The sequence below is a fragment of the Vagococcus luciliae genome (assembly GCF_024637875.1).
Taxonomy (GTDB): Bacteria; Bacillota; Bacilli; order Lactobacillales; family Vagococcaceae; genus Vagococcus; species Vagococcus luciliae.
The window spans coordinates 1070095-1095423 of the sequence record NZ_CP102451.1 but is presented as its reverse complement, the minus strand read 5'-3'; the positions used below and the strand labels follow the sequence as shown (position 1 = coordinate 1095423).

The 25329-nt window shown below is 32.3% G+C and carries 24 protein-coding genes; 10 read left to right on the top strand and 14 right to left on the bottom strand.

The window, feature by feature from the left end:
• Window positions 1-10 precede the first annotated feature (10 nt).
• The 5 genes from G314FT_RS05455 to G314FT_RS05435 form a co-directional block, all read right to left on the bottom strand.
• Window positions 11-706 carry an ABC transporter permease gene (locus G314FT_RS05455; RefSeq protein WP_279348150.1) on the bottom strand — a complete coding sequence of 232 codons (696 nt, stop codon included), beginning with the start codon at window positions 704-706 and terminating at the stop codon, window positions 11-13.
• Window positions 706-1635 carry an osmoprotectant ABC transporter substrate-binding protein gene (locus tag G314FT_RS05450; protein WP_257699293.1) on the bottom strand — a complete coding sequence of 310 codons (930 nt, stop codon included), beginning with the start codon at window positions 1633-1635 and terminating at the stop codon, window positions 706-708. The genes G314FT_RS05455 and G314FT_RS05450 overlap by 1 nt, the downstream gene beginning before the upstream one ends.
• Window positions 1636-2271: an ABC transporter permease gene (locus G314FT_RS05445; protein ID WP_257699292.1), complete on the bottom strand. Its 636-nt coding sequence runs from the start codon at window positions 2269-2271 to the stop codon at window positions 1636-1638.
• On the bottom strand, window positions 2271-3434 hold the full coding sequence (locus tag G314FT_RS05440; protein ID WP_257699291.1) for a betaine/proline/choline family ABC transporter ATP-binding protein: 1164 nt from the start codon (window positions 3432-3434) through the stop codon (window positions 2271-2273). The genes G314FT_RS05445 and G314FT_RS05440 overlap by 1 nt, the downstream gene beginning before the upstream one ends.
• Before the next feature lie 86 nt (window positions 3435-3520).
• Window positions 3521-4252, bottom strand: a complete 732-nt coding sequence (locus tag G314FT_RS05435; protein ID WP_257699290.1) for an acyl-[acyl-carrier-protein] thioesterase — start codon at window positions 4250-4252, stop codon at window positions 3521-3523.
• Between the two features lie 183 nt (window positions 4253-4435).
• On the opposite strand from G314FT_RS05435, the gene zwf reads away from it, so the two are divergent.
• A complete protein-coding gene (gene zwf / locus G314FT_RS05430; protein ID WP_257699288.1) occupies window positions 4436-5944 on the top strand; it encodes a glucose-6-phosphate dehydrogenase in 1509 nt (502 codons plus the stop codon).
• A gap of 46 nt (window positions 5945-5990) precedes the next feature.
• Here zwf and G314FT_RS05425 read toward each other — a convergent pair whose 3' ends face one another.
• Window positions 5991-6281 (bottom strand): hypothetical protein, encoded by a 291-nt coding sequence (locus G314FT_RS05425; RefSeq protein WP_257699286.1) that lies wholly within the window; start codon window positions 6279-6281, stop codon window positions 5991-5993.
• Window positions 6282-6430: 149 nt separating this feature from the next.
• Here G314FT_RS05425 and G314FT_RS05420 point away from each other — a divergent pair, with 149 nt between their 5' ends.
• On the top strand, window positions 6431-7285 hold the full coding sequence (locus G314FT_RS05420; RefSeq protein ID WP_257699285.1) for a LysR family transcriptional regulator: 855 nt from the start codon (window positions 6431-6433) through the stop codon (window positions 7283-7285).
• A 258-nt stretch (window positions 7286-7543) separates the two neighbouring features.
• On the opposite strand, the gene G314FT_RS05415 is transcribed toward G314FT_RS05420, so the two are convergent.
• The 3 genes from G314FT_RS05415 to G314FT_RS05405 form a co-directional block, all read right to left on the bottom strand.
• Complete coding sequence (locus tag G314FT_RS05415; protein ID WP_257699283.1) at window positions 7544-8707, bottom strand: AI-2E family transporter; 1164 nt, start codon at window positions 8705-8707, stop codon at window positions 7544-7546.
• Between the two features lie 11 nt (window positions 8708-8718).
• Window positions 8719-9072 (bottom strand): PTS glucitol/sorbitol transporter subunit IIA, encoded by a 354-nt coding sequence (locus G314FT_RS05410; RefSeq protein WP_117973158.1) that lies wholly within the window; start codon window positions 9070-9072, stop codon window positions 8719-8721.
• A 139-nt stretch (window positions 9073-9211) separates the two neighbouring features.
• A complete protein-coding gene (locus G314FT_RS05405) occupies window positions 9212-14548 on the bottom strand; it encodes a S8 family serine peptidase (RefSeq protein ID WP_257699278.1) in 5337 nt (1778 codons plus the stop codon).
• Between the two features lie 342 nt (window positions 14549-14890).
• On the opposite strand from G314FT_RS05405, the gene G314FT_RS05400 reads away from it, so the two are divergent.
• The 8 genes from G314FT_RS05400 (at window position 14891) to G314FT_RS05365 (ending at window position 21087) form a co-directional block, all read left to right on the top strand.
• Window positions 14891-15280, top strand: coding sequence for a tautomerase family protein (locus tag G314FT_RS05400; protein ID WP_257699276.1), 390 nt, complete (start codon window positions 14891-14893; stop codon window positions 15278-15280).
• Window positions 15281-15443: 163 nt separating this feature from the next.
• Window positions 15444-15902, top strand: coding sequence for a helix-turn-helix domain-containing protein (locus G314FT_RS05395; protein ID WP_257699274.1), 459 nt, complete (start codon window positions 15444-15446; stop codon window positions 15900-15902).
• Window positions 15903-16065: 163 nt separating this feature from the next.
• Entirely contained in the window at window positions 16066-16542 is a 477-nt protein-coding gene (locus G314FT_RS05390) for a PTS sugar transporter subunit IIB (RefSeq protein WP_257699273.1), read from the top strand.
• 21 nt (window positions 16543-16563) lie between these two features.
• Window positions 16564-17364: a PTS mannose/fructose/sorbose/N-acetylgalactosamine transporter subunit IIC gene (locus G314FT_RS05385; protein WP_257699272.1), complete on the top strand. Its 801-nt coding sequence runs from the start codon at window positions 16564-16566 to the stop codon at window positions 17362-17364.
• On the top strand, window positions 17357-18166 hold the full coding sequence (locus tag G314FT_RS05380) for a PTS system mannose/fructose/sorbose family transporter subunit IID (protein ID WP_257699270.1): 810 nt from the start codon (window positions 17357-17359) through the stop codon (window positions 18164-18166). Before G314FT_RS05385 ends, G314FT_RS05380 begins: the two co-directional genes overlap by 8 nt.
• A gap of 10 nt (window positions 18167-18176) precedes the next feature.
• Window positions 18177-18596, top strand: coding sequence for a PTS sugar transporter subunit IIA (locus G314FT_RS05375; protein WP_257699268.1), 420 nt, complete (start codon window positions 18177-18179; stop codon window positions 18594-18596).
• Window positions 18596-20272 (top strand): glycoside hydrolase family 13 protein, encoded by a 1677-nt coding sequence (locus G314FT_RS05370; RefSeq protein ID WP_257699266.1) that lies wholly within the window; start codon window positions 18596-18598, stop codon window positions 20270-20272. The genes G314FT_RS05375 and G314FT_RS05370 overlap by 1 nt, the downstream gene beginning before the upstream one ends.
• A 59-nt stretch (window positions 20273-20331) precedes the next feature.
• A complete protein-coding gene (locus G314FT_RS05365; RefSeq protein ID WP_257699264.1) occupies window positions 20332-21087 on the top strand; it encodes a MurR/RpiR family transcriptional regulator in 756 nt (251 codons plus the stop codon).
• A 14-nt stretch (window positions 21088-21101) separates the two neighbouring features.
• Here the strand turns inward: G314FT_RS05365 and G314FT_RS05360 are convergent, their stop codons facing one another.
• The 5 genes from G314FT_RS05360 to G314FT_RS05340 all read right to left on the bottom strand — a co-directional run bounded on the left by G314FT_RS05360 (window position 21102) and on the right by G314FT_RS05340 (window position 25225).
• Entirely contained in the window at window positions 21102-22454 is a 1353-nt protein-coding gene (locus tag G314FT_RS05360; RefSeq protein WP_257699262.1) for an APC family permease, read from the bottom strand.
• Window positions 22455-22651: 197 nt separating this feature from the next.
• The gene (locus G314FT_RS05355) at window positions 22652-22849 is read right to left on the bottom strand and encodes a homoserine O-succinyltransferase (RefSeq protein WP_257699260.1); all 198 of its coding nucleotides are present in this window, start codon (window positions 22847-22849) and stop codon (window positions 22652-22654) included.
• Between the two features lie 234 nt (window positions 22850-23083).
• Entirely contained in the window at window positions 23084-23920 is an 837-nt protein-coding gene (locus G314FT_RS05350; protein WP_257699258.1) for an amino acid ABC transporter substrate-binding protein, read from the bottom strand.
• Window positions 23921-23935: 15 nt separating this feature from the next.
• Window positions 23936-24571: an amino acid ABC transporter ATP-binding protein gene (locus G314FT_RS05345; RefSeq protein WP_257699256.1), complete on the bottom strand. Its 636-nt coding sequence runs from the start codon at window positions 24569-24571 to the stop codon at window positions 23936-23938.
• Between the two features lie 12 nt (window positions 24572-24583).
• Window positions 24584-25225, bottom strand: coding sequence for an amino acid ABC transporter permease (locus G314FT_RS05340; protein WP_257699255.1), 642 nt, complete (start codon window positions 25223-25225; stop codon window positions 24584-24586).
• Window positions 25226-25329 lie beyond the last annotated feature (104 nt).

The window sequence follows — 25329 nt, the reverse complement described above, 5'->3', positions numbered from 1 at the left end:
TTTAAATTATTTATGGTGTGTCTTTTCCTTCTACTGCCGTTGACGCACCAACTAGTTTTCCAGCTGGATCCAGTCGTTTTTCCACCAATCCTAGTACCCAATCTGTGACAATCGCCATTAAAGCTGTTGGTAATGCCCCAACCAAAATAATAGCCGTTCCATCAGTCGCGTTTGTTCCACGGATAATAATATCTCCTAAACCACCAGCTCCAACAAATGATCCAATTGCTGTAATACCTATTGCTACGACAAGGGCATTTCTAATTCCTGCCATCAAGACAGAAATAGACAATGGCAATTCAATCATCCATAAACGTTGGAAAGACGTCATTCCCATTCCTTTTCCTGCATCAAGTATGTCTTTATCGACTTGTGTCATGCCTGTATAAGTATTAGAAATAATTGGTAAGAGAGAATATAAAAATACCGTAATAATAACCGTATTCACCCCTAAACCAAAGGCAAGCATTAATAAAGAGACCATTGCCAGTGATGGAACAGTTTGAATAACATTGGCAGCTCCAATCACCCAATCAGCTAAATGTTTCTTTTTTGCAATAAAAATTCCAATAGGGATACCCACAATTGCCGCAAAAAAGACACCGTAAATTGAAATAAGAAAATGTCTAACAAATTGAGAGAGAACATAACCACTATTGTTTTGTAAATAATAAAAGAACTGTTGCATTATATTCATATCTTGCATTATTTTTCCCCCTCAAAAAAGTTATTTTCTCGTAAAAATTTTTTTGCGACTGTTTCAGGTTCTAATAGATTATTATCTGCTTCGTAATTGAGTCTTTGCATGGTCTTTGTATCTATTTTCCCAGACAATTTAAGCAATGCTTCTTTTAATTTTGGATTTTTATTCATCACATCATTATCAATCACAATACTACCATCATAAGGTGGAAAGAATCTCAAATCATCTTCTAACACAACTAAATCATAACTTGCGATACGTCCATCTGTAGAGTACCCTAAGACAACATCCATCTTACCAGCAGCAACTGCATCATACACAAGACCAATTTGCATAGGATAAACTTTTTTAAAATCAACATCATAAGTATCAGAAAATGCTTTGTAACCATCTCCATCACGCTTCATCCAAGAAGTATCAACACCAGCTGTTAATTGATCGGCTACATTCTTCAAATCACTAATTTTTTTCAAATTATATTTTTCAGCTGTTTCTTTTGATACCATAAAAGCATAAGTATTAGCGAATCCATAAGAAGGTAACCATGTTTGATGATATCGCTTGTTAAATTCTTCTGAAACAATATCAAACGCTTTTTCTGGATCTTTTTCAGCGGGCAAATTTAATGTTCCACTTAAATCTGTCCCTGTATAGCGACCTGCAGAAATATCAATATCTCCATTCACCATCGCATTGTGTGCCACTGTACTTGTTCCCAAATTATTGATAAGAACGACCTTATCATCTGTATAATGTTCAATCATTTCTTTGACCAAATTAGCTAAAATTTGGTTTTCAGTAGTCGCTAAGGAACCAACACGAATGGTTTGATTATCACCTTTTCCTCCACCTAAACCAGGTAATTCACATCCAGTCAAAAATAATAGTCCAACAATTAAAAATAATACTAGTTTATTTCTTTTAGTTTTCATTTAATTACTTGCCTCCTTCATCTTTGGAGACAATTTTTTCTCAAGTAAACCTAATAAAAAATCACTGATTAAAGCGAGTAAAACAACTGGTATAGTACCACCTATAATTAAATCTGGTTTATAAAGATTCAAACCACTAAAAATTAAATCTCCCAGTCCTCCACCACCAATATAAGACGCAAGCGTTGCCCAAGCGATAACATAAACTGTCCCTAAACGAATGCCACGCATGATAGTTGGTAAAGCAAGTGGAATTTCTACTAAACGTATTTGCTCAAAATCTGTCATTCCCATACCTTTTGCTGCATCCACCATATTTGGGTCAACTCCCTTAATGCCCAGATACGTATTTCTTAGAATAGGTAAGAGGGAATAAATGAATAGAGCCACAACAGCCGTTGCTTTTCCTACACCAAATAATGGAATAAACATCGTAAGTAAAGCTAAAGATGGTATCGTTTGTAATACACTAGCCAAGCCAATGATAATATTAGCTAGTCTATTGGTTCGCGTCAATGCAATACCTAGAGGAACGGCTACAATAATCCCTAATAATAGCGCAATGCCTGAAATATAAATATGTTCAATTGTCTTAACAACTAATTCGTTTCCATTCTCCAATAAAAAGGTATTCATTATGCTTCCTCCTTTTCCACTGGAGTATCATCGGCTGATGATTCCTCTTCTCCCCAAATCGTATCATAAACCATGTCCACTAGAGAAGAACGTGTTAAAATGCCAACTAATTTTTTATTGTCATCAACAACAGGAACATATTTAAGCCCACGTTTTAAAATACGTTGAATCGCATCTCTTAGTAAAGCTGTTTGTTTAATGTAAAACACATCCAGTTCCATAATATCTCCAACGCTAGTTGAATACCCACGCTTATCATTTATTGATTCCACATCAATAAATCCCTTTAATACGTTATTTCCGTCAACAACAAGTAAAGTATCTACTCGTTTTTCACGCATCAAACGAATCGCTTGAGATAATGATTTTTCTGGCGTAATGGAAATAGCTCGTTTCATCATCACTTCACCAACTGTAATAAAATCTTGTTGGCTATGCATCAAACGTTCTTCTCCTATCAACTCACGAACGAAATCATTAGCTGGGTTTCGTAAAATATTTTCTGGGGTATCACATTGAACAACTTTACCGTGACTCATGACAACAATCTTTGTAGCCAATTTTAAAGCCTCATCCATATCATGAGTAACAAAGACAATCGTCTTACCCATCTTTTCTTGAAGTTCCTTAACAAAGTCTTGTAAAGAATCACGAGTAATTGGGTCAAGTGCTCCAAATGGTTCGTCCATCAAGATAATATTTTGGTCAGCTGCTAAAGCTCTTATAACACCGATACGCTGTTGTTGACCTCCAGATAATTCACTTGGATATCTATCCAACATTTCTTTTGGCAATTCAACTAATGTAATCAATCTTTCAGCGATTTCATCACGTTCTTCTTCTGGCCATTTTAATAATTTCGGTACCAATGTAATATTTTCTCGGATTGTCATATGAGGTAATAAGCCAATATTTTGGATGACATATCCAATACTACGTCTTAAATCAACAGGATTTTCTTTTGTGATATCTTTTCCATCAATTAAAATCTTTCCTGATGTTGGTTCAATCATACGATTAACCATACGCATTGCAGTGGTTTTACCGCTACCACTTGTTCCGATAAAACAAATAAATTCACCATCCCCAAATGATAAATTTATGTCAGATACTGCCTTTTTATTTCCTTTATAAATTTTCGATACATTTTGAAATTCAATCAAAATTTTGCAACTCCTTTTTATTTAGTTTATTTAAGTGTGAACGATTTTAACTCAATATGCAAATTTCATTTATCCTGATCATAAAACTATCGTATTTCCCACTTTATCAAACCATCTGCACATATATCTGTACCAGATTTTATTTGATGAAGTGTTTTATTATCATCTATTTCCTCAATATAGCTATCCACTGCTTCCCCATAGCGAATTTCTTTATTAAATTTAATGATTACTCGACTTGGAACATGACTAATCAAAAAATCATAAGACATACTATCCATCATCCAAGCAGGGTAGGTGGCATTATTAACATGATGATTATCATCAATGTCCCAAAAACTCACACCAAACGAGCGATTGATTGATTCCGATTGTAATGTTGGAATTTTTTCTCCACGTTTTATTCGTTTTGTTTTTTCAGATTGAAATGGTAAAATAACCTCATCTGGAACGGCATGAACTTTTCTGGTGGTATTGTCCATTAGTGCAAAGGTTGACTCCATAAAAGCCAATTCATTGTTTTTTTTATCGTGTAACCAAAATTTTCGATAACAAAAATATTTATTATAACTTTCAGCTTGAGTCGTTATAAAAACATCATCTCCAGAAACTGGTAAAGAATGTATGGTTAAATCATGTTCAGTAATAATCCAATTGATATTAAAACTTTGAAGTAACATCTCATTAACACCTAAAGAATCACTTTGATTACCAGAAGTACGTATCATCATCTTTATCAGTGTTGGAACTTTTAATAACCCTTCAGCATCACAATCATAATAAGGAATTGTGTACTTTTCAGTAAACGTATTTATCATATTATCAACCTCTCATATGTTTTTAATCAATTATATCATAAAAATACTGTTTATCTTATCATGGCGATTAAGTAAAAAAGATTCTCATAAAACTCTAATTTATTGATTTGTCCGTCTTTTACAAGTAAAATAAGACCAATAATAAGATTATTCAGATATATTGTTAGGAAAGTAGGAAATAAGATGACACAAGACAATAAAGCATTATTCATCATCTTTGGGGGAACTGGAGATTTAGCTAAAAGAAAACTTTATCCGTCTCTTTTTCGTTTATTTCGTAAAAGAGCTATCAACAAACATTTTGCTGTTATAGGAACAGCTCGTCGCGAATGGACAAATGAGCACTTTAGAGAAGTCGTAACAGACAGTATTCAAGAATTAAATCCTACCCCAAAAGAACTTGATTCTTTTACATCACATTTTTATTATCAAGCACATAATGTTACCAACACACAAGAGTATGTCACTCTTGAAAAACTTGCTAGTGAACTAGATGATACTTACCAATTGGATGGTAATCGTGTATTTTACCTAGCTATGGCACCAAGTTTCTTTGGAACAATTGCTCAACACATTAAATCTGAGCATATTTTAAGTGAGAATGGTTTCAACCGTTTGATTATCGAAAAACCATTTGGAACAGATTATCAAACAGCAAAAGAATTAAATGATTCTATTTCTGCCGCATTTACTGAAGATCAGATTTTCCGTATTGATCATTACTTAGGAAAAGAGATGGTTCAAAATATTTCTGCCATTCGTTTTGGAAATAATATTTTTGAATCGTTATGGAATCACTACTATATTGATAATGTTCAAATCACGTTGGCAGAATCTTTAGGTGTAGAAGAGCGCGGAGGGTATTATGATAAGAGTGGTGCATTAAAGGATATGGTACAAAATCATATTCTACAAATAGTCGCCCTTTTAGCTATGGAACCACCAACCATCTTTTCTGATCACGCCATTCGAACTGAAAAGATTAGTGCATTAGAATCTATTCGTATCTACAACGAAAAAGAAGTCAAAGAAAATTTTGTACGAGGACAATATTCTAAAGGTCATCTTGGTAGTAATCAATTCCCAGGGTATCATGAAGAAAAAGATGTCGACCCTACCTCTTCAACTGAAACATTTGTGGCCGGAAAATTAATGATTGATACGTTTCGTTGGGCAGGTGTTCCTTTTTATATTCGTACTGGGAAACGTCTAACTGAAAAAGGAACACGTATTAATATTGTCTTTAAAACAACACCAATTAACGTATTCCGTTCAGCAGATCAAACAGAAGATATTCCTGAAAATATTTTAACCATTTATATCCAGCCTACTGAAGGATTTTCTTTAACATTAAATGGAAAAGAAATCGGATCAGGCTTTGCAATGGATCCTGTTAAACTAAATTACCGTCACTCAAGTGAAACATTAGAAAACAGTCCTGAAGCATATGAAAAATTACTTTTAGACTGCCTAAAAGGAGATGCCACTAACTTCACTCATTGGGATGAAGTAGCAGCATCATGGAAAATTGTCGATGTTATTAAACATGTATGGGACAAGGACAATTCTAACATCCCAACGTATCCTGCTAGGACGATGGGACCTAAAGAAGCCTTCGACTTACTTGAAAACGATGGACGTTCATGGGTTTGGGAACCTGATCAATGGTATAGAGAAAAAGAATTATTATAATAAAAAAGATGAACTTGATTACATCATCAAGTTCATCTTTTTTATTTTAACCAAAGTAATCCCTCATAAAAGAAGCCGTTTCTGAATCTAAGCCAAGTTCCAAAAAATTTTCATCGATTGGTTGAATTTTATTTAGATTATAGCCATCATATTTGTCAATTTCATGTAGTATATGTCTAATATCATATAATACTTCTTTTTCAAAAAACCATTCCTTTAACCTTGTTTGTGTCAATTTTCCTTCTTGTTTTATATCATCTAAATGCTTATCCATTTTTTCGATACTCTTTACAATATTATGAATAACTTTTTCTTCTTTTTTTTCTTTAATTTCCATTTTAAACACTCCATTATTATTTATTAATTGTACAATGACAAAGAAATTTATTTTCTATTTAATTTAGTAATGACGTTTATCTCTTTTTTTGATATCATTAGAATAATCTCATTTTTTAATTATTTTATAATCAGGAAGGAGGAAATCACATGGACATAAGACAGCTAACTTATTTTGTTGCAATTGCCGAAGCAAATACGATTTCCGACGCTGCTAAAAAATTAAATATTGCTCAATCAGCATTAAGTCAAATGCTTAAACAATTAGAAACTGAATTAGGGACCATTTTAGTTGAACGTCACAAAAAACAACATCATCTTACCCCTAGTGGTCGTATTATGTATAACGAGGCGTTATCTATTATTGCCCAAATCAACTTAGCGAAACAACGTATTCACGATAGTACAGTAGGAACTCTAGGCTCCCTTAACATCGGAGTGGATTCACTCTTATCTACAGTATTATATACAAACATTAAAGACTATTTAAAAAAATATCCTGATATTAAACTCAATTTTTTTCAAAATGATCAATTCACATTAAAAGAAATGCTGGATGAAAGACAAATCGATGTAGCTTTGACTCACTACACTCTTGATCAAGAAGAATATACTATAGCTCACAAAGAAACGGTTCCTGTTTACCTCGTTTACTCTGAGAACTATGACAAACATTGGACAATGAATGAAATTCTTAATCAATCAAAAGATATCATTTTACCATTGCATAAAGAAGAAGAACTTTATAAGGATCTTGTTATTTGGTTAAATCTTACTACTAATAGCAAAAAACAAATAACAAGCTGTACAGATGTTAAATTACTTTTACAACTTATAAAGACTAAACAATGTATCAGTTTTGTTCCAGAATTTTTACTTAATGAATTGCCCAAAAGTATTCATGTCCATAAACTTACCCATCCAAAGTTACATTATTCTTATAAATGGATTTATCTAAAACATCGATATTTTCCACAAATTATGACCGAATTGTTATCATTTTAATTATATTTAATCATTTAAAAAATACTTTTTGATTAGTTTAATAACAAATTAAAATTAAAGAAACAACTCATATAAATTTGATGAATGACATATTACGTTTAAAAATTCTTTAAAATATTTCTTAGCTAAGAGCACTCTTATTAAATCATTTATTTATGACTCTTTTTGTAACTAAATGTGAAAAATACTGTCATAAATTTTAAAATCTCTTTAACAATAGAAAAAAGCCACCAATATCATTAATTGGTGACTTTTTTATTACACTAAAGTTGTATCCTCTTTTTCTTCTTCATATAATCCTGACACTTCCTTGTACCAAGTAAATAAATGGATTGCGATAACTTTAATGGCCGCATATCCAGGAATCCCTAAGATAACGCCCAGTACACCAAATAGTTTACCAGCTGATAATAATACAAAAATAATGGTAATAGGATGAATATCTAATTGACTACCTAAAACAAGTGGCGATACGACTCTACCTTCAATTGTTTGTTCCAAAACAAAAACAATAATCACAGCTATTAACATCTTAGGACCATTTACCAACGCTAAAACAATTGCTGGGATAGTTGCTAAAGCTGAACCAATATAAGGAATGAGATTTAGTACACCAGCCAAGATACCTAACGTCACACTATATTCCAATCCTATTACACTAAAACCAATCATAAACATAACAGCTACTGCAAAGGCAACTGTCACTTGACCTCTAACATAAGAAGATAATTGCTTATTAATATCTTCCAACACTTTAAGCGTTGGTTTTCTCATTTTAGTTGGTATTACAGGTGTAATGTATGGTACAAGTTGTTTTCCATCTTTTAATAAATAAAATAAAATAAACGGAACAGTAATTGTAGTAACAACAACATTCGCAACAGCTCCCACAATATTACCAAGACTATTAAACGTTGTTTTTGAAATAGTTTTAGCTAAACTACTAATAGATGTTGTTAATTCATTAAAATATTTTTCAAATGGTTCACTAAACTCACTTAAAGCTGGGAGAGCTAAAAATTCTGTCGTCTTTTGTTCAATAATATCCCAATAATGAGGCCATTCTGTGACAAAACTTTTGGTCTGATATTCAATTTTAGGAATCAAGATGACAATTCCCCAAATAATTAAACCTAGAATGGTAATAAAAAGAGCACTTATCGTATAAACACGCTTAATACCACGTCTCTCAAAAAAATTTACGACTGGATTTAATAAATAATATAATAATCCCGATATAATGATTGGCACACCAACAATACCTAAAAATTGTGCAACTGGTGTAAATAAGTTTGATACTTGTGTAAACACTAATAATATCAATAATACAAGCAATATAACCATTAACCCAGTGATAAGTTTATTATTTAAAAATAAACGATAAAATAAAGATTTGGTATTTCCTTCTTTTTTTACTTTCAACTACTTTCCCCCTAACGATATGTAATAATAGTCCCTTCATTAATGACAGGGAATGTATATGGTTCTAAATAGATAGCGTTAGATAATTCATCCATTCCTTCTGGACTTTTAAACATTAATGAAACATGGCCCATAGAGTCTAATTGTCTGTTAGCTATAGGACCAATTTTTACAACATGGTACTCTTGATCATCAAAAGAAATAGTCCCACCAACTTCAATGTTAAACGGTTCATCTGTTTCAATTGTTTGAATAACAGAAAATTTTTCTAATTCATTTGTTACTTTTTCTCCAAATAAAATAATCATTTCATCTTTTGCATCCATTGAATGCTCACCAATTTGTTTAACAACTGCTTTTATCATAAAGACATCTTCCCCACTTTTATAGTATTTTATGATATAACTATACCACAATAACACATAAGACTCTCATTTTATGCTAGATTATTTGCAAAGTATTAAAAAAGAAGAAGGAATTCCCATCCTTCTTCTTTTTGATGTATTAACTATTTTTTTTATCTTTTCTATGTTTACCAAACCAGCTAATAGCAAGTAATGACAACATTAACAATCCTAAAATGAATACTTTTTTATTCTCTACTTCTCCAGTTTTAGGTAATGCTTTTGTTGCTTTGGATCCTTGTTGCGTATTTTGTGTTGATGATTGATTTGATTTAGCACTATATTTATTTACATTTCCATCAATAAATCCAATAGGTGCTTGCGATATCACGCTATTTTCAGATTTTTTATCTTCTTTATCTTTTTCTGAGTTATCTTTATTTTTTTCAAAAGGTGGTTTTTCCTCTTTTGATTTATCATCAGAGTCTGTTCCCTTTTTATCATTATCCTCCGTTAATTCATCTTCTTTTTTAGTTGGCAAATCTGTTTGTGTACCACTATCAGTCGTTTCGACAGATGATGGTTTTACCATAATATTTTCAGAAAATACTGGACTTTCATTAGATGCTGTATCAACTGTTTTCACTTGTAACACACTATTTTTTGTAACAACAAAGGCATCTTTATAATCTTCCCATGTTTTTCCTTCGTCCAAACTATACTTAATACTTGTATGCTCATCCTTTGCCGTCATACCTAAAGTAACTGTTACTTGCTTTTCTTTTCCTCCATATGAGCTTAATGAGACAGTTGGGAGAGCTTTAATTTCAGAACGAATATTTTGAATTACTGTTTGAGTCACTGGAGATTCATTACCATATTTGTCACTGTATTTAAAGAAATAATCGCCATTTTGACTGACTGTTATCGTATCTGGCACAAGTGTCCAAGTGTTTTGATCAGTTGAATAATATAACTCTGGCGCACTGAATTTCCCAGCATGTTTAATGACAGACTCTTTATTTTTTGGTGTTAGAATAATTGGTTTATTGGTTAATGATGTTTCATTGGACGTAATCTCTGGCGCACTAATAGACTCATCTTTATGATGATTAATATCAAAATCTAACTGTTGTTTATTCCCAACTAAATCTGTTAGTGTTGCTGTCATTTTTGATGTTTCTTCTGGTAATATTTTTACTTTATATGCTACATCAACAGCAGGTCGATTAGCAAAAAATGCTTCATTAAACACATCATAATCTGAATCAGTATGAACGTGATTATGATTGATACTTAAGTTATACCCAGCTAAGTTATCTGTAATCGTTGCTTTTACTACATATGGATTATGATTAGTAAACCCTACAAGTTTTCCTGACTCATCTTGTTCCACATTATCTAACGTTAACGTTGGTAATTTGTCATCTACCCAAATCGTATAGCCATAATTAACAACAGGTCGACCATTATTTAAATCATCATCTTGTGCATAAGCAGTTAATCGATAAGAACCTGTTGAAATATTTTTCATTTGGTAGCTAAACGCTAATGTCGTTGGATCATAATCAACTTTCTCTCCATTTAATGTAAACTGTTTAACTGGATAAGCTAATTTACCTGTTATGGTTAACACTTTATTTTCCTTATCATAGCCAGGACTCTCTGTATTAATAATAGATAAACTTGATTCGATATTATCAAATTTAATGAAAGTATCATCTAATTTTATCGTACCAGATGAGTGAATAACAACTTGTTGAACGGTTTCATTACCAGCATCGTCAGCAGCAATAACAAAGTATAAATTATCCCCGTAAACAAGCGATAAATCATATGAAAATGCCCCATTATCTAATGTAAGTGGCATCGAAACGTCTTCTTTGGGATCATATATAACAGCTTCTTTTGCATCTGTTATCTGTCCAGTTACTGTATAATTATTTTTTGTTGTATTAATGACACCATCTGTCAAGTCCTGCACTTGAATAATTGGTGCTTCGATATCTACTTTTATAGGTAATATCCCTAAAGGTTCATTTCCTTCTTTGTCTAAAGTAAAGTTAAAATCCGTCTTGTCTTTAGTAATTGGAACCTTCACTTCAAATAATCCTTTATTTGATGTTTTAACCTCTATACCATCCACATAAAGTAACGTATCTTTTGCATAACTTCCTATTAAAGTAAACGTACTGTCCTCTTTGTTATACCCTACTGTATTTTGGCTAATGGTTTGATTTGGAGACACGTTGTAAATTAATAAATTATCTTGGTTCCCTTGTTCTTCGATTGTTGAAGAAAACTCAACGTTACCTGCATGATCACTCAATGCAAGAATTATTTGATTTTTCCCTGGTGAAAAGACACTTGAAATTTTTTGAACCGTTTCATATTTCCCTGCATTTTCCTCACCTTTTGGTATCTGTCTAAGTGCTACTTTGTAATTCTTACCGTTGACGCTTAATGCTACAACGTCTTGCTTAATCCCCGATAACTTATCACTTGCATCTACTAATAGTTTTCCTGATTTTGTTACCTCAACTTTTTCTATCTTAGGTTTTGTGTTATCGACTGTGACAGGGATATACGTTACTTGATCGGAGTTATCATTTTGTGATGATACCGTAACTTTATATTGATAACGACCATCTGGAACTACTTCTTCTTTTCCTGATTTTTTATCGTATTGAGTTCCTGACCATTTTGCTTGAGATACGACATGAGTTGTCCATTTTCCAGAACTTGTATTGTAAAAATCTTTTCGTCCATTTTTAGCAATATATAACTCTTTTATCGTTTCCCCTTTATCATCTACAATATCATAAGTCGCCTTAGCAAAATTACGATTGAAAAATAGATAAGGAATACTGTAATCTTGAATGTTATCTTCATTTTGAGGAGAGATGGCCATCGCATCAGGAGAAACAACTGATTGACCTTGATCATCTTTAAGCATTCCTAAAATAAAGTTATTATTACTTGCTAGAAAACCTGACGCAGTAGGAGCACTATGTCCATCTTGGTAAATTAACGGATCAATTGTGTGTCCAGTTGAGTATTTACCAAAAAATCCCATGTAAGGTATCACAAGATTTGGTGTATCTACTCCATCAAAACCAATAAATCCTTCCACGAATTGTTGCTCTTCAAAAGAGTAAGGTAAACTTAACTGGAATACTACTTCTTTACTTTCTCCAGCTGCAAGTTTAATGGTTTGTTTATCTGTTGACAGAGATGCTTTTTCAATCTTTGTATCATAGATTTCTTTATTAGCATCTGTTGCTTGAGTGTATACACCACCAAAATCATTAATAGTAAACTCTTTTTCTTTGTTTCCATGATTTGTTAATGTGACATTGATAGTTGTTGTACGACCAATTTCTTTTAATGCAATGGTTGAATCTTTAGTTGGTGCGTAATGAAGACTCACTTCATTTTCAATAGCTGAAGCCACATTTATTTCACCAGCACCTTGACGTCTAGGTGAAATAATTTCTTTCGTATGTGCCACATCAAGCATTGGCACAGAAGTACTGATAGCTGAGTCTTTTGCAAATTTTACTAATTCTTTTCCACTTAAATTTAATTTTTTCTCTTTAATTGCTTGTAAAATCAATGCCTGTGACCCTGCGACAAATGGTGATGCCATACTTGTTCCGCTCATTGTTTGATATTTATTACCATTAGCTAATGAGTAGATATTTCCACCTGGTGCTGAAATTTCTGGTTTAAAATTCAATTCAGGTGTTGGTCCCCATGAGCTAAAATCAGACATTTTACCATACATTTTGTTATCAACTTCCGCCTTACCAAGCGTAAAAGCAACAGGCTTTTTATCTTTAGCGACTTGAAGTAGTACCTCTCCATCTACATCAGATAGACCAATCGTTGGGTATTCAGCATCTTCTAGAGACATTTGAACGACACCATCTGTATTATTATAGATAAAAGCAGCAACAGCTCCATTTTCTTTAGCTAATCTTGCTTTATTGGTAAAAGAAATTTCACCACGTTTAATTAAAGCGATATTTCCTTTAAGTACTTTCTTAATATCGTCTGTGTAGTCTTCTTTTCGTCCAAGACCTACGTCAACTAATTGACGCTCACTATTTAACACATCATAATTTGTTTCTACTTTACTAAAAATAGTGGTAGATCCATCTGTTAGTTCAGGTACTGAATTGAAAACAGCATGTCCTAATTTATCCTGTAGCGTTTCCATTGTCACAATCGAATTTTCAGATGAAGCAACTGTTAATGCCTCTGTCGTTACACCAGGACTTCCAACAGTACTCATATCTGATGTATCAAGTAAATTTTTTGGTGTATCATGCATGTCATTTGTTCCACTAACACTGTTATTCCCAGCAGAAATAACTGAAATAACCCCCGCATCACTCGCTCGTTTAATGGCTTGATTTTGTGGATCTTCTGGATCGGTGTTAGCACTAACGGAACCCAAACTCATGTTAATAACGTCTGCCCCTAATTTGACAGAATCCTCAATCGCAGCAATGACATCATCACTGTAACAGCCTCGAATGTTTTTATTATTTGAAAAAACTTTCATCGCAAGTAATTGTGCTTCTGGTGCCACTCCTTTTACATCACCATTTGATGCTGCAATTCCTGCAACGTGTTGACCGTGCATCCCAGCATCACCCACATCGACGATATCATCACTACCGTCTGCGTAGTTATAACCAAATGGAACTTTTTCACTAAAATAAGAGCCCTTATCCATTTTGTTAATACTATCCTTTTTTAACATTCCACTCTCTGGATGAGACAAAAACAAATCTTTATGACTCGGATCAATCCCACTATCAATAATTGAGATGACCATTCCTTCACCATGAAGTTTTCTTTCTTCCCAGACCTTTTGAACTTCAGCAATAGCATTCGCATGCGTATCTGTTGGATAAAAGACTTGAGCTGGTGTGACTGAAATGACACCTTGTAACGCTTCAATTTTTTCAATATCGCCTACTTTGACATCAATTGAAAAACCATTTAATAAATAACCAAACGATCGTTTAGCTTGAGAACCGGATATTTTTTCAATTTTAGTTTTTAAAGACGATTGTTTTTTTACTACTTTTTCTGTTGCTTTTTCAATTGATTGAACAGAAGACTTAGAGCCTGTTGGTAAATCAACATGATCAACAGCTACTTCTTTATCAAGTTGAATTAATACTCTAATACGCTGACTATTATCGACTGTTGTTTCTGATGATTTTTCCTGTATTAACCCATCTTTTTTTAATTGTTCATTGACTCTAGCGTAAAAGTCTTTAGAATACGCTTTATTTGCAGAAGCATTTTCCTCCAATAAATACTTCTTCAAACTCTCTTCTATCTGCTTTTTCCCTGTTTGCTTGTCGCTAGTTTTCTCATTTTCTTGTGCCAATACAATTGTTGCATCTAAAATTGGCGTGGACAACAATAATAAGCTACTCATAAGTACTGCAGATTTTTTAACAACCGACTTTTTCATTTACCTACCCCTTTTATTATTTAATAACAATAATACAATGAGAATATTGTTTATTTTTTATTAAGTTTTTCTCATTATGACTATTTTTTTTCTCATTTACAATAGGTATAGTTATTTTTACTAGATAAACCACTATTTACGAACTGAAATTGATAATAAAATAACAATTACTTTTATATTTAATCAACTCTATATTATTTAAATTCTTTATCAATTGACTATTATTAAATATAATATAGTTATTTATTTGTTATATTTTAGTTAACTCAAGGTGTTTTTATTGATTTAATTGTAAATTTTTGAGATACTTTCCTTAATTAAGTTAAGAGGAGAATAAAATTTATGCCATTAATGAAAATAGATATGATTAAAGGTCGCGCGCCAGAAGATATTCAAGCAATTTTAGATATTTCATATAAAGTAATGTTAGAAGCCTTTGATGCACCTGTAGGAGATAGATACCAAATAGTCAACCAACACGAACCATATGAAATGCAAATATTAGATACTGGTTTAGGATTTGAACGAACAAAAGATGTTCTTCTATTTAGTCTTATTACTCGCCCCAGAACAACTGAACAAAAAAAACAGTTTTACCACAATTTGGTGACTGCTTTAAATGATGAATTAGGTATTCGAAAAGAAGATATTATGATTAACTTAGTTGTTAATGCTGATGAAGATTGGAGCTTTGCATTTGGTAAAGCACAGTTTCTAACAGGAGAATTGTAAAAACTCTATGACTTAGAAAACATTCCTAAGTCATAGAGTTTTTATTTATCTTCTATGTTCATTTCTTGAAATATCGCCCAATGCTTATCACAATCTTTTTTCGGCCCTATATATGCCATATCAAAGTATTCTGGATGTGTGTATGATTTAAATAATCTCTTAAATGCATATTGAAAAAACTAGTATTTCTTTTTTTGTGGGAACAAATGAATCAATTTCAGAAATTCAAAAAAGTTATGATGTTGCAAAACAATTAATGGCATTCAAAACAAAAAAAGGCCAGCCAATTTACTATCCAGACGATTACTTTTTTGATCTCTTTATAACAAAGCGAGTTGATGAATTATCTGCACAACTATTTGTAGAGCACTATCTTGGTTCAATAATTGAGGTAGATAAGAAAAGAGACAGCCAATTACTAGAAACACTAGATAGCTATCTTGCTAATAATCAAAATATTGCTAGCACATCACGAGAATTGTTTATACATCGTAATACACTGTTATATCGAATTGAAAAAATAGACTCACTTTTTTTATCTCATTCTTTATCTGAAAAAGACTATACATTATATTTACAACTAGCTTTATATTTTTCTAGACATATTAGATTAAAGAAATAAAAAGCACTCAAAATCGAGTGCTTTTTATTTATGGGAATTTGCCCATTACTTTGGCACGCAGACCAATACTTGAAACGATTGACCATACTCACTTGAAAGCGTTGTATCTATGTAACACTAGACATATACTTTTTTTGTAAACGAAAACAAAGGAGAGATTTATATGTCATTAGTATTAGCAAGAATAGATCAAAGATTAATTCATGGAATAGTTGTCACACAATGGGCCGGAGCTGTTAAGGCAAAAAGATTGATGGTGGTTGACGATCAGATTAGTAAAGATGAAACGCAAAAAGCGGCAATGAGAATGAGTAAACCAGCTGGTACAGGAATGTCAATCATTGACACTCAAACTGCCATAACAAATTTTAATGCAGGAAAATATGATAATCATAATGTATTTTTAATTGTTAAAGAACCTGAAACACTTATTAAGCTGAGTGAAGGTGGCGTAAAAATTCCTAAAGTAAATATAGGAATCATGTTTGATGGTGAAAATAAAGAAACGGTAAAAAAAATGGTCTCTGTCGATGAAAAAGAAGTGGCAGATTTAAAAAAATTAGAAGCGATGGGAATACCTGTCACATTCCATTTCGTTCCTAGTGATAATGAAGAACCATTAGAAAAATATATTAAGTAACATTAGAAGGAGATTATTGACATGGAGATTATACAAGGACTACTAATCATCCTGCTTTCTTTCTGGATGGTTATAGATCAACAAGGATTAGTTATTGTTACTTGGTTCCCAATAATGGTAGCACTATTTGCTGGATTAATTATGGGAGACATGCAAACTGCCATGGTTATTGGAGGTACATTCCAATTAATGGCTTTAGGAGTTGCAAATATTGGAGGTTCCTCTGTTCCTAACTGGGGGCTTGCTGCGCTAGTTGGTATCTATGTTGCCATCAGAACAACTAACAATATAGAAGAAGCAAAAGCTGTGGCATTAGCTGTAGGGGTTCCCGTTGGTATGTTAGGAATTCAACTAGATGTATTAGCTAAAATATTAAATTCATACGTTGCTCAAGCTGCTCAAAAAGCATTGAACGAAAGAAAATTCAAAAAAATGAATCACATACTCATGGTTGGTCCACTAATTTTTGGTCTATCAACAGCCATACCAACAGCTTTATGTGTCATTTTCGGTGATAAAATTGTAAATGTTATTTTAGACGTTGTGCCACAATGGTTTACAGATGGCTTATCAATAGCAGGCAACATGCTGCCAGTTGTTGGTATCGCATTATTATTACAAGTAATGCCAGCCAAAAAATATTTAACTATGCTTATTATTGGTTTCATATTCTCTGCATACCTTAAAATGCCAATATTTGGTATTTCATTATTAGGATTTGCATTGGCATACTATTTCTTCACTACTAACATGAAAAAATCAGTTGCTAGTGTCAATAATGAATCAGTTGACTTTGATGAAGGAGATGAATTTGATGAGTAATGAAGAATTAGTATTAACTAAAAAAGATATCAATAAAGCGGCAATTAGATACATGTTCAGTGCTTGTAATATTTTTAATTACCAAACACAACAAGGACCTGCCATTGTTTTTGGATTAGAAAAATCATTAAGAAAAATATATCCAGATGACGATGATTATGTAGCATCACTTAATAATCATTACAAGTATTTTAATACAACAACATGGATGGCAAATATTATCCTTGGAGCTAGTTTAGCAATGGAAGAAAAAGATGGTACCGATTCTTTGGAAACTGTCCAAGCATTTAAAACAGGGATGATGGGGCCTTTAGCCGGGATTGGGGACACTTTAATTTGGGTTCTATATCCTACTATTATGGGATCAATCGCGGCTTACATGGGGTTAGAAGGAAATCCAACAGGTGCTATTATTTGGTTACTTTTTAATATTTTCTTCGTCTTCTTCCGTATTAAACTATTTTCAATTGGTTACGATTCAGGTCTTAAACTGATAACATCTCTAGGTGATAAACTGTCTGTATTTACAGAAGCAGCTTCTGTTATGGGACTAACAGTGGTTGGTGCACTAATCCCATCAGTTGTAAAAATAAATACAGGGATTGTCTTTAAAACTGGAGATGTGGAAATGCCTATACAAACTGAAATTCTAGATAAAATCATGCCAGCATTATTACCTGTTGCGTTAACAATATTGATTTATAAAATTATCGCCAACAAAAAGATGAGTGTTACTTCCATTATTTTCTTAGTGATTGGAATCTCACTAGTACTATCATTTTTCGGTGTATTAACAGTTTAGGAGGAAAAAAATGCGAAAAATAATTTTTGCTAGTCATTCTAATCTAGCAGATGGCTTAAAAGACACTATTCAATATATTATTCCAAGTATAAAAGATATCACGGCAATCTCTGCCTACACATCTAACGTTCCTGTAGAAGATGAAATTGATATTGCTTTAGAATCCTTAAAAGACAATGATGAAGCTATTATTTTTACTGATTTGTTAGGTGGTTCAGTAAATCAAGCCTTCATCAAATTTATTAACAATCCTAATATTCACATTATAACTGGGATGAATGTACCAGTTGTCATGACACTTCTTCTAAGTCTAACTGACAATAAAATTACGAAAGAACAAATTGATACAGCTATTAACGAAGGCCAACAACAAATCATTTATGTTAATGAGTATTTTAATAATCAAGAAATAGATATGGAGGATGAATAATGAGTAATGAATGGTGGAAAGAAAGTGTTGTTTATCAAGTATATCCACAAAGTTTTAAAGATTCAAATGATGATGGTATCGGTGATTTTAACGGAATTAAAGAAAAATTACCTTATCTATCTAATCTAGGTATTGATGTGATTTGGTTAAACCCGATTTTTGAATCCCCCCTTATAGATAATGGATACGATATAAGTGATTATAAAAAAACGTTATCTTCATATGGGACAATTGATGAATTCAAATCTTTACTAGATGCTGCTCATAATATGGGAATTAAAATTATTCTTGATCTTGTTGTAAATCATACAAGTGATAAACATGAATGGTTTTTAAAATCTAAAGAGAATACAGATAACGACTATGCTGATTTTTACATTTGGAAAGATCCAAAAGAAGACGGTTCTGCTCCTAATAGCTGGGGAGCTACTTTTGGAGGTCCTGCATGGGAATATGTAGAAAGTCGAAATCAGTATTACCTACACTGCTTTGCAAAAGAACAACCAGATTTAAATTGGGAAAATCCTAAAGTTAGAGAACATATTTATGATATGATGAAAGACTGGTTTGAATTTGGTATCGATGGATTTAGAATGGATGTTATCAGTCTAATCAGTAAACGTCAAGACTATCCCGAAGACCCCTCTTTAGCATATACTAAATCATACTATGCTGGTGCATCAAATGGGCCTAGAGTTCATGAATTTCTTCATGAAATGAATCAAGAAGTTTTAAGCAAATATGATATTTTAACAGTTGGTGAAACTCCAAATACAAACAGTGAGCAAGCAAAACTATATACACAACCTGAAAGAGAAGAATTAAACATGGTGTTCCATTTTGACCACATGCATCTCGACTATGGTAAATATGGTAAATTTTCGGATGTTCGTTTCAAATTAAGTGATTTAAAAGCTACTCTTAGTGAATGGCAATACCAACTTAAAGATGGATGGAACTCGTTGTACTGGAGCAATCACGATCAACCACGTGCTGTTACACGTTTTGGTAATGATAATGAATATAGAATTGAATCTGGAAAGATGTTAGGAAGCTTACTACATATGATGAAAGGAACTCCATATATTTTTCAAGGAGAAGAAATCGGCATGAAAAATGTTCCGTTTTCTTCAATCGATGAATATAAAGATATTGAAACAAAATATTTTTATCAAGAGATGAAAGAAAATGGGGAATCAGAAGAATACATCAATAAAGCAATCTACTTAAAATCAAGAGATAATGCTAGAACTCCTATGCCTTGGGATAATTCTAAAAATTACGGTTTTTCTGATGCAAAACCTTGGATTAATTACTCTCATGATAATGATATCATTAATGTAAAAGATGCTTTAGAAGATAAAAACTCAATCTTTTATCACTATAAAAAATTGATTCAATTAAGAAAAGAGTATAAAGTTATTGTTCATGGAGATTATCAGTTAATCAACGAAAATGATTCTGATATTTATAGTTACACACGAAAATATAAGGATGAAACATTATTAGTGATTTGCTCGTTTTCTCCTTATAAAATTAACTATACTTGTCCAGAGGATGTTTACAATGATGAATTCAAACTACTTTTATCCAATTATAAAGATTCGAGTAATCAATTAACTCAAAATATTACATTAAATCCTTATGAAGCATTAATATATCACATCAAAAACTAAAAGAGGAGCATTCCTCTTTTTTTGTTGTATAATACTATTATGCAAAAGGAGGAGTTATTTTGAACTTTGATCAACATATACAAGTATATTTCGAATCTTTGTCAGTTAGTGAAAAAGAAATCATTTATTATATCCAAAATCATAAACAAGAAGTCGTTAACCTATCAGCTGTTGATTTTGCTGAAAAAGTCTTATCTTCAAAGAGTTCAATATCAAGATTAGCTCAAAAATTAAACTATAAAGGTTTTTCTGAAATGAAATATGCAATTGAACAAGATTTAAACAAAGCTATAGTGGCACCTTTTGACCTTGTCGATAATATTCGACAAAATATCGATAAAACATTTCAGTATGCTGAACAAGTAAATTTTCAACCATTATTGTCTCAAATGAAAAACGCAAAAAATATCCTAATTTATGCTACTGGATTCACACAAAATAACTATTCAAAAGACTTCTCAAATGAATTATTTTTATCAAATAGACCTAACTTTTTAATTTCTGGAGAGACTTCTTTTGAAATTATTAGTCAAACTTTAACCCAAAATGACCTAGTTTTTATTGCTTCTCTAGGTGGAAATACAGAATCGATTCAAAACACTGTTAAATTCCTTAATATTAACAAAATTCCAATTTGTTCTGTCACATCTTTTGGAAAGAATTTTTTAACTGATTATTCGAATTATCAGTTGTTTTACGAAATTAGCAACGTTCCAAGCCCTATATCAGAAAACTGTACTAACATGATTGGACTCAATATCATTCTATCCATCTTATCTCAAAAATATCGCGAATTTATCTTATTTGACGAATAAAAACTAGAAAGTACTCACTTTCTAGTTTTTTTTCTATTCGCATATAAATAAAATGGAATTCCTAAAGCTGTTAGTCCTAAACCTGTTATGACAAGAGATAATTGATTAATCAACGTCATGGATAAAATAAATACTCCTCCAATGATGGAAATAATGGGGATAAATGGATATAACGGAACTTTATACGGCCTTGGTAAATCAGGTTCTTTCTTACGAAGTTTTATCACAGCACAAAAAACCAATGTGTAAAAAATCCAAATAACAAATACTAGCATATCCGTTAAAATATCGAATCCACCTAATAACATCATGACAACTGCTACTGCTAACTCAAAAAGTCCTGCAATAAAAGGCACTTTATTACGATTTAATTTTGCTAATTGATTTGAGTATGGTAATTGTTTATCTAATCCCATAGTATAAGGGATTCTCATACCAGTCATTGTGTAGCCATTAATTGCGCCGTATACAGAAATTAGGATTCCGATTGTAACAATTTTCCCACCAAAGTCACCAAATATTTGTTTTGATACATCCATCGCAGCATTTTCATTCCCTGCTAATGATTCGATGGGTAAACTTTTTAAATAAACAAAGTTAACTAATAAATAAATCACCATAACACAAAACAATCCACCGGCAATTGATCTTGGTAAATCTCGCTCAGGATTTTTTAACTCCCCTGAAATATTTCCTACATGAATCCAGCCATCATATGCAAACATAGTAGCAAGAAGGCCGGCACCTAATGCTGGGAAAAAACCAGATGTTTGTGCCCCTGCAGTTACTGGAAATAAACTGACACTTACGTCACCTTGTCTCAGTAATCCAAAAATCACAATTAAGGCAAGTGGTATTAACTTACAAACCAATGTAATTGATTGAAATATCCCACTAGCTCTGGCTCCTAAAAAGTTAATTAACATGATGGACGCTCCAACTAAAATAGCTATAGGTACCACAACTGAATTAGATAGTCCAAATAAATTTTTAAATTGTGTGCCAAAAACGATAGATAATGCTGCAACGTTTGCTGGAAAATAAATAATAATCAATGCCCAACCAAGTAAAAAGCTCCATAATTTTCCATACGCTCGTTCAATATAACGAACCATCCCACCTGTTTCTGGGATAGCAGCCGAGAGTTCTGCTGCTGTTAATCCTGCACAGATACTAATCACACCGCCTAAAAACCAAGAAAGTAACGTTAGACTAGCCGAACCTGTCGATTGTGTCACACTTGCTGTTTTAAAGAACACTCCCCCACCTATAACAGTCCCCATAACGGTAGATAAAGCAGGAAAGAACGTCATCGTTCGATTTAACTGATTACTATCTTCAACTATAAATTCCTCTTTATTTGACATACTTCTCTCCTTTTAAGTTAATTCATCTATAGTAAATTTTCATTATGAATTAACGAATGATAAATTTAAAACATAGCACATTTTATCATATTTATAGGAAAGCAAACAACTTTACATGTTAATTTACTTACTATTTTCAGAAAAACCTTATATTATAAAACCCAATCATATAGCGTTTGTTGATAAACATCATTGATTCAATTTTGAAAAAATACACTTGCTTCTGAACGCCATATTTGCTTAAATCTTTTATCTTCAATTCGAGCATAATTTTCAGGAAAGTTAGGCTCTAATCCTTTTTCTTTATCACATAAATATTCTTCATATAACGTATTAACATCATATTCCAAGTGCCCAAAAATAAAGATATTTTTATTATCTTCTGATACTAACATCAGTGCTCCTAAATCAAGATTAGATTAATCATCAGACACAATCATTATTGACGTTAAAGTAGACACCGAATTAATCGGACTCCTTATCCATTATAAAGCTTATCACATGAATAAAGAACACTGGATTAGCATTGATTTATCCTCTCTACATGATACAACAGAACTCTTCTCATTAATCGATACAAGTTATCTGTCCACTAAATAAACAAAAAGAGCCCGATTATAGGCTCTTTTTTATTGAATCGTTTGGTCATTTCCAAACCATTTTTCACTAATTTCCTTCATCTTTCCTTCATCTTTTAATTTTTTAAAAGCTTCATCTATTTTTGTTTTTAATTCTTTATCACTTTTACGAATACCTACAGCAAAATCTGCACTTTCAAATGGTGTTTCAACAATGGCATAATCATCTGAATTTTTTTGTTGCGCTATATAATAATTAGCATACACATTATCTACAATCAATCCATCAATTCGTTTAGCTTTTAAATCAATAAACGCTTCATTAAAAGTATCAAACAAAACTGGCTCATTATCGGCGATCACATCTGTAAATACTTCAGGATTTTTATCAATCATATCTTGTCCTGTTGACGCATTTTGAGCTCCTAAGACTTTGCCTTTCATGTCTTTATATGATGTTATGCCACTATCTTTCATCACGACTAATTCTTGACGACTAGTAATATAAGGCTCACTAAAGGCGACTTTTTCTTTTCTTTCATCCGTAATATTATACCCATTCCAAATTAAATCAATTGTCCCATTGTTTAATTCATTTTCTTTCATTGACCAATCTATTGATTGAAATTCAGGCTCAATTCCATATTCTGCAAATACTGCTTTAGCCAAATCAATATCAAATCCCACAATATTATCTGATTCATCTCGAAATCCCATTGGCACAAACGTATCATCCAACCCTATCACAACTTTTTTGTTTTTTTCGATTTCACTCCACTTGTCTTTATTGGTATAACTTGAGTCATTGCTACTTTTTTTACTCCCACAAGCTGATACGGCTAATAACATAATTCCTAACATCACGATTAATACATTTCTTTTTTTCATTGTCATCCCATCCTTTTATTTTATTGGTTCTACTCTAATAGTGTTATCGGCAATACGTTCTGCAAAAGTTGGATCATGTGTGACCACAATTTGCGTCACATCTGGTGATTTTAAATTTAAAATGACTTCTGCTACATCACCACTAAGACCTGGATCTAAAGCACTTGTTGGCTCATCATAACATAATACACGTGGCTTCATAGCTAATGCCCGTGCAATTGCCACACGTTGTTTTTGTCCACCAGATAATTCAAAAGGATAAGCTTTTTCTTTATCCTCTAATCCTAAAGTTACTAATAATGTTCTAGCGGTTTTTTCAGCCTCTTCTTTTGATTGTTTTAAGACCATTGTCGGTGCTAATACAATATTATCTAATACATTTAAATGAGGAAACAACTGAAAATCTTGAAATACAACACCAATTTTTCCATTAATGGCTTGATGGGATTTTTTTGTTAAATCTTCCTCATCAAGTAGTAGTGTGCCACTATCGAATGTTTCTAACCCACTAATACATCTCAATAAAGTTGTTTTTCCTCCACCTGAAGGGCCTAGGATAACAGTAATTTCTCCCATTGGAAACGTGTAAGATACCTCATCTAAAATTTTCTTTCCTCCGAAACTTTTGGATACATTTTTTATCTCAAGCATTCTCATCACTCCTTATTTATAATAGCTAAATCGTTTTTCAAGGTATTTCATTAAACCAGTTAAAACGGCGGTGAAAAAGAGATAAATCACCCCAACCATAACGAGTGGTACAAGTGTTACATCGCGATTTGTCGCGATTTTACCTGCTCGTAACAAGTCACCTAATCCCAACACATACATCAACGAAGTATCTTTTACTAAGTTAATCACCTCATTACCAATGGATGGTAGAATAATTTTTATCACTTGTGGTAAGACGATTTTATAGGCCGTTTGAAACGGTGTTAAACCAAGCACTTGTGCACTTTCAATTTGACCTTTTGGTATAGCCTGTAACCCTCCTCTAAATATCTCAGCGAAGTAAGCTCCGTAATTTAAAATAAAGGCAATCATCACAGCATCATATCGTTCAAAGACAATACCTATTGCTGGTAAACCAAAAAAGATAAAGATGAGTTGTAATAATAGCGGTGTCCCTCGCATTAACCAAATATAAATATTTAATATAAAGGTCAATGGTTTAAATTTCACACGTAAACCAAATGCAACGAGTACTCCTAATGGGATAGATCCTAATAGTGTAAAGAAAAAGACTTTTAACGTCATGCCTGCTCCATCAATAAGTGATGGTAAAACTTTCATTATGTATTCCATGGTAAATCCCTCCATTTTCAATCATTAAACAAGATAATTTTTATTTACCTATCGTTTATTTTTAATTATTGGTACAAAAAATCCCCTTGGTATAACCCAAGAGG

Coding starts and splice junctions, on each gene's coding strand:
- G314FT_RS05455 (WP_279348150.1), bottom strand. CDS start 706: ATGCAAGATATGAATATAATGCAACAGTTCTTTTATTATTTACAAAAC.
- G314FT_RS05345 (WP_257699256.1), bottom strand. CDS start 24,571: ATGCTTGAGATAAAAAATGTATCCAAAAGTTTCGGAGGAAAGAAAATT.
- G314FT_RS05410 (WP_117973158.1), bottom strand. CDS start 9,072: ATGATAAAAGCAGTTGTTAAACAAATTGGTGAGCATTCAATGGATGCA.
- G314FT_RS05390 (WP_257699273.1), top strand. CDS start 16,066: ATGTCATTAGTATTAGCAAGAATAGATCAAAGATTAATTCATGGAATA.
- G314FT_RS05360 (WP_257699262.1), bottom strand. CDS start 22,454: ATGTCAAATAAAGAGGAATTTATAGTTGAAGATAGTAATCAGTTAAAT.
- G314FT_RS05370 (WP_257699266.1), top strand. CDS start 18,596: ATGAGTAATGAATGGTGGAAAGAAAGTGTTGTTTATCAAGTATATCCA.
- G314FT_RS05400 (WP_257699276.1), top strand. CDS start 14,891: ATGCCATTAATGAAAATAGATATGATTAAAGGTCGCGCGCCAGAAGAT.
- G314FT_RS05395 (WP_257699274.1), top strand. CDS start 15,444: ATGCATATTGAAAAAACTAGTATTTCTTTTTTTGTGGGAACAAATGAA.
- G314FT_RS05425 (WP_257699286.1), bottom strand. CDS start 6,281: ATGGAAATTAAAGAAAAAAAAGAAGAAAAAGTTATTCATAATATTGTA.
- G314FT_RS05380 (WP_257699270.1), top strand. CDS start 17,357: ATGAGTAATGAAGAATTAGTATTAACTAAAAAAGATATCAATAAAGCG.
- G314FT_RS05405 (WP_257699278.1), bottom strand. CDS start 14,548: ATGAAAAAGTCGGTTGTTAAAAAATCTGCAGTACTTATGAGTAGCTTA.
- G314FT_RS05340 (WP_257699255.1), bottom strand. CDS start 25,225: ATGGAATACATAATGAAAGTTTTACCATCACTTATTGATGGAGCAGGC.
- G314FT_RS05375 (WP_257699268.1), top strand. CDS start 18,177: ATGCGAAAAATAATTTTTGCTAGTCATTCTAATCTAGCAGATGGCTTA.
- G314FT_RS05435 (WP_257699290.1), bottom strand. CDS start 4,252: ATGATAAATACGTTTACTGAAAAGTACACAATTCCTTATTATGATTGT.
- G314FT_RS05385 (WP_257699272.1), top strand. CDS start 16,564: ATGGAGATTATACAAGGACTACTAATCATCCTGCTTTCTTTCTGGATG.
- G314FT_RS05420 (WP_257699285.1), top strand. CDS start 6,431: ATGGACATAAGACAGCTAACTTATTTTGTTGCAATTGCCGAAGCAAAT.
- zwf (WP_257699288.1), top strand. CDS start 4,436: ATGACACAAGACAATAAAGCATTATTCATCATCTTTGGGGGAACTGGA.
- G314FT_RS05450 (WP_257699293.1), bottom strand. CDS start 1,635: ATGAAAACTAAAAGAAATAAACTAGTATTATTTTTAATTGTTGGACTA.
- G314FT_RS05350 (WP_257699258.1), bottom strand. CDS start 23,920: ATGAAAAAAAGAAATGTATTAATCGTGATGTTAGGAATTATGTTATTA.
- G314FT_RS05445 (WP_257699292.1), bottom strand. CDS start 2,271: ATGAATACCTTTTTATTGGAGAATGGAAACGAATTAGTTGTTAAGACA.
- G314FT_RS05355 (WP_257699260.1), bottom strand. CDS start 22,849: ATGTTAGTATCAGAAGATAATAAAAATATCTTTATTTTTGGGCACTTG.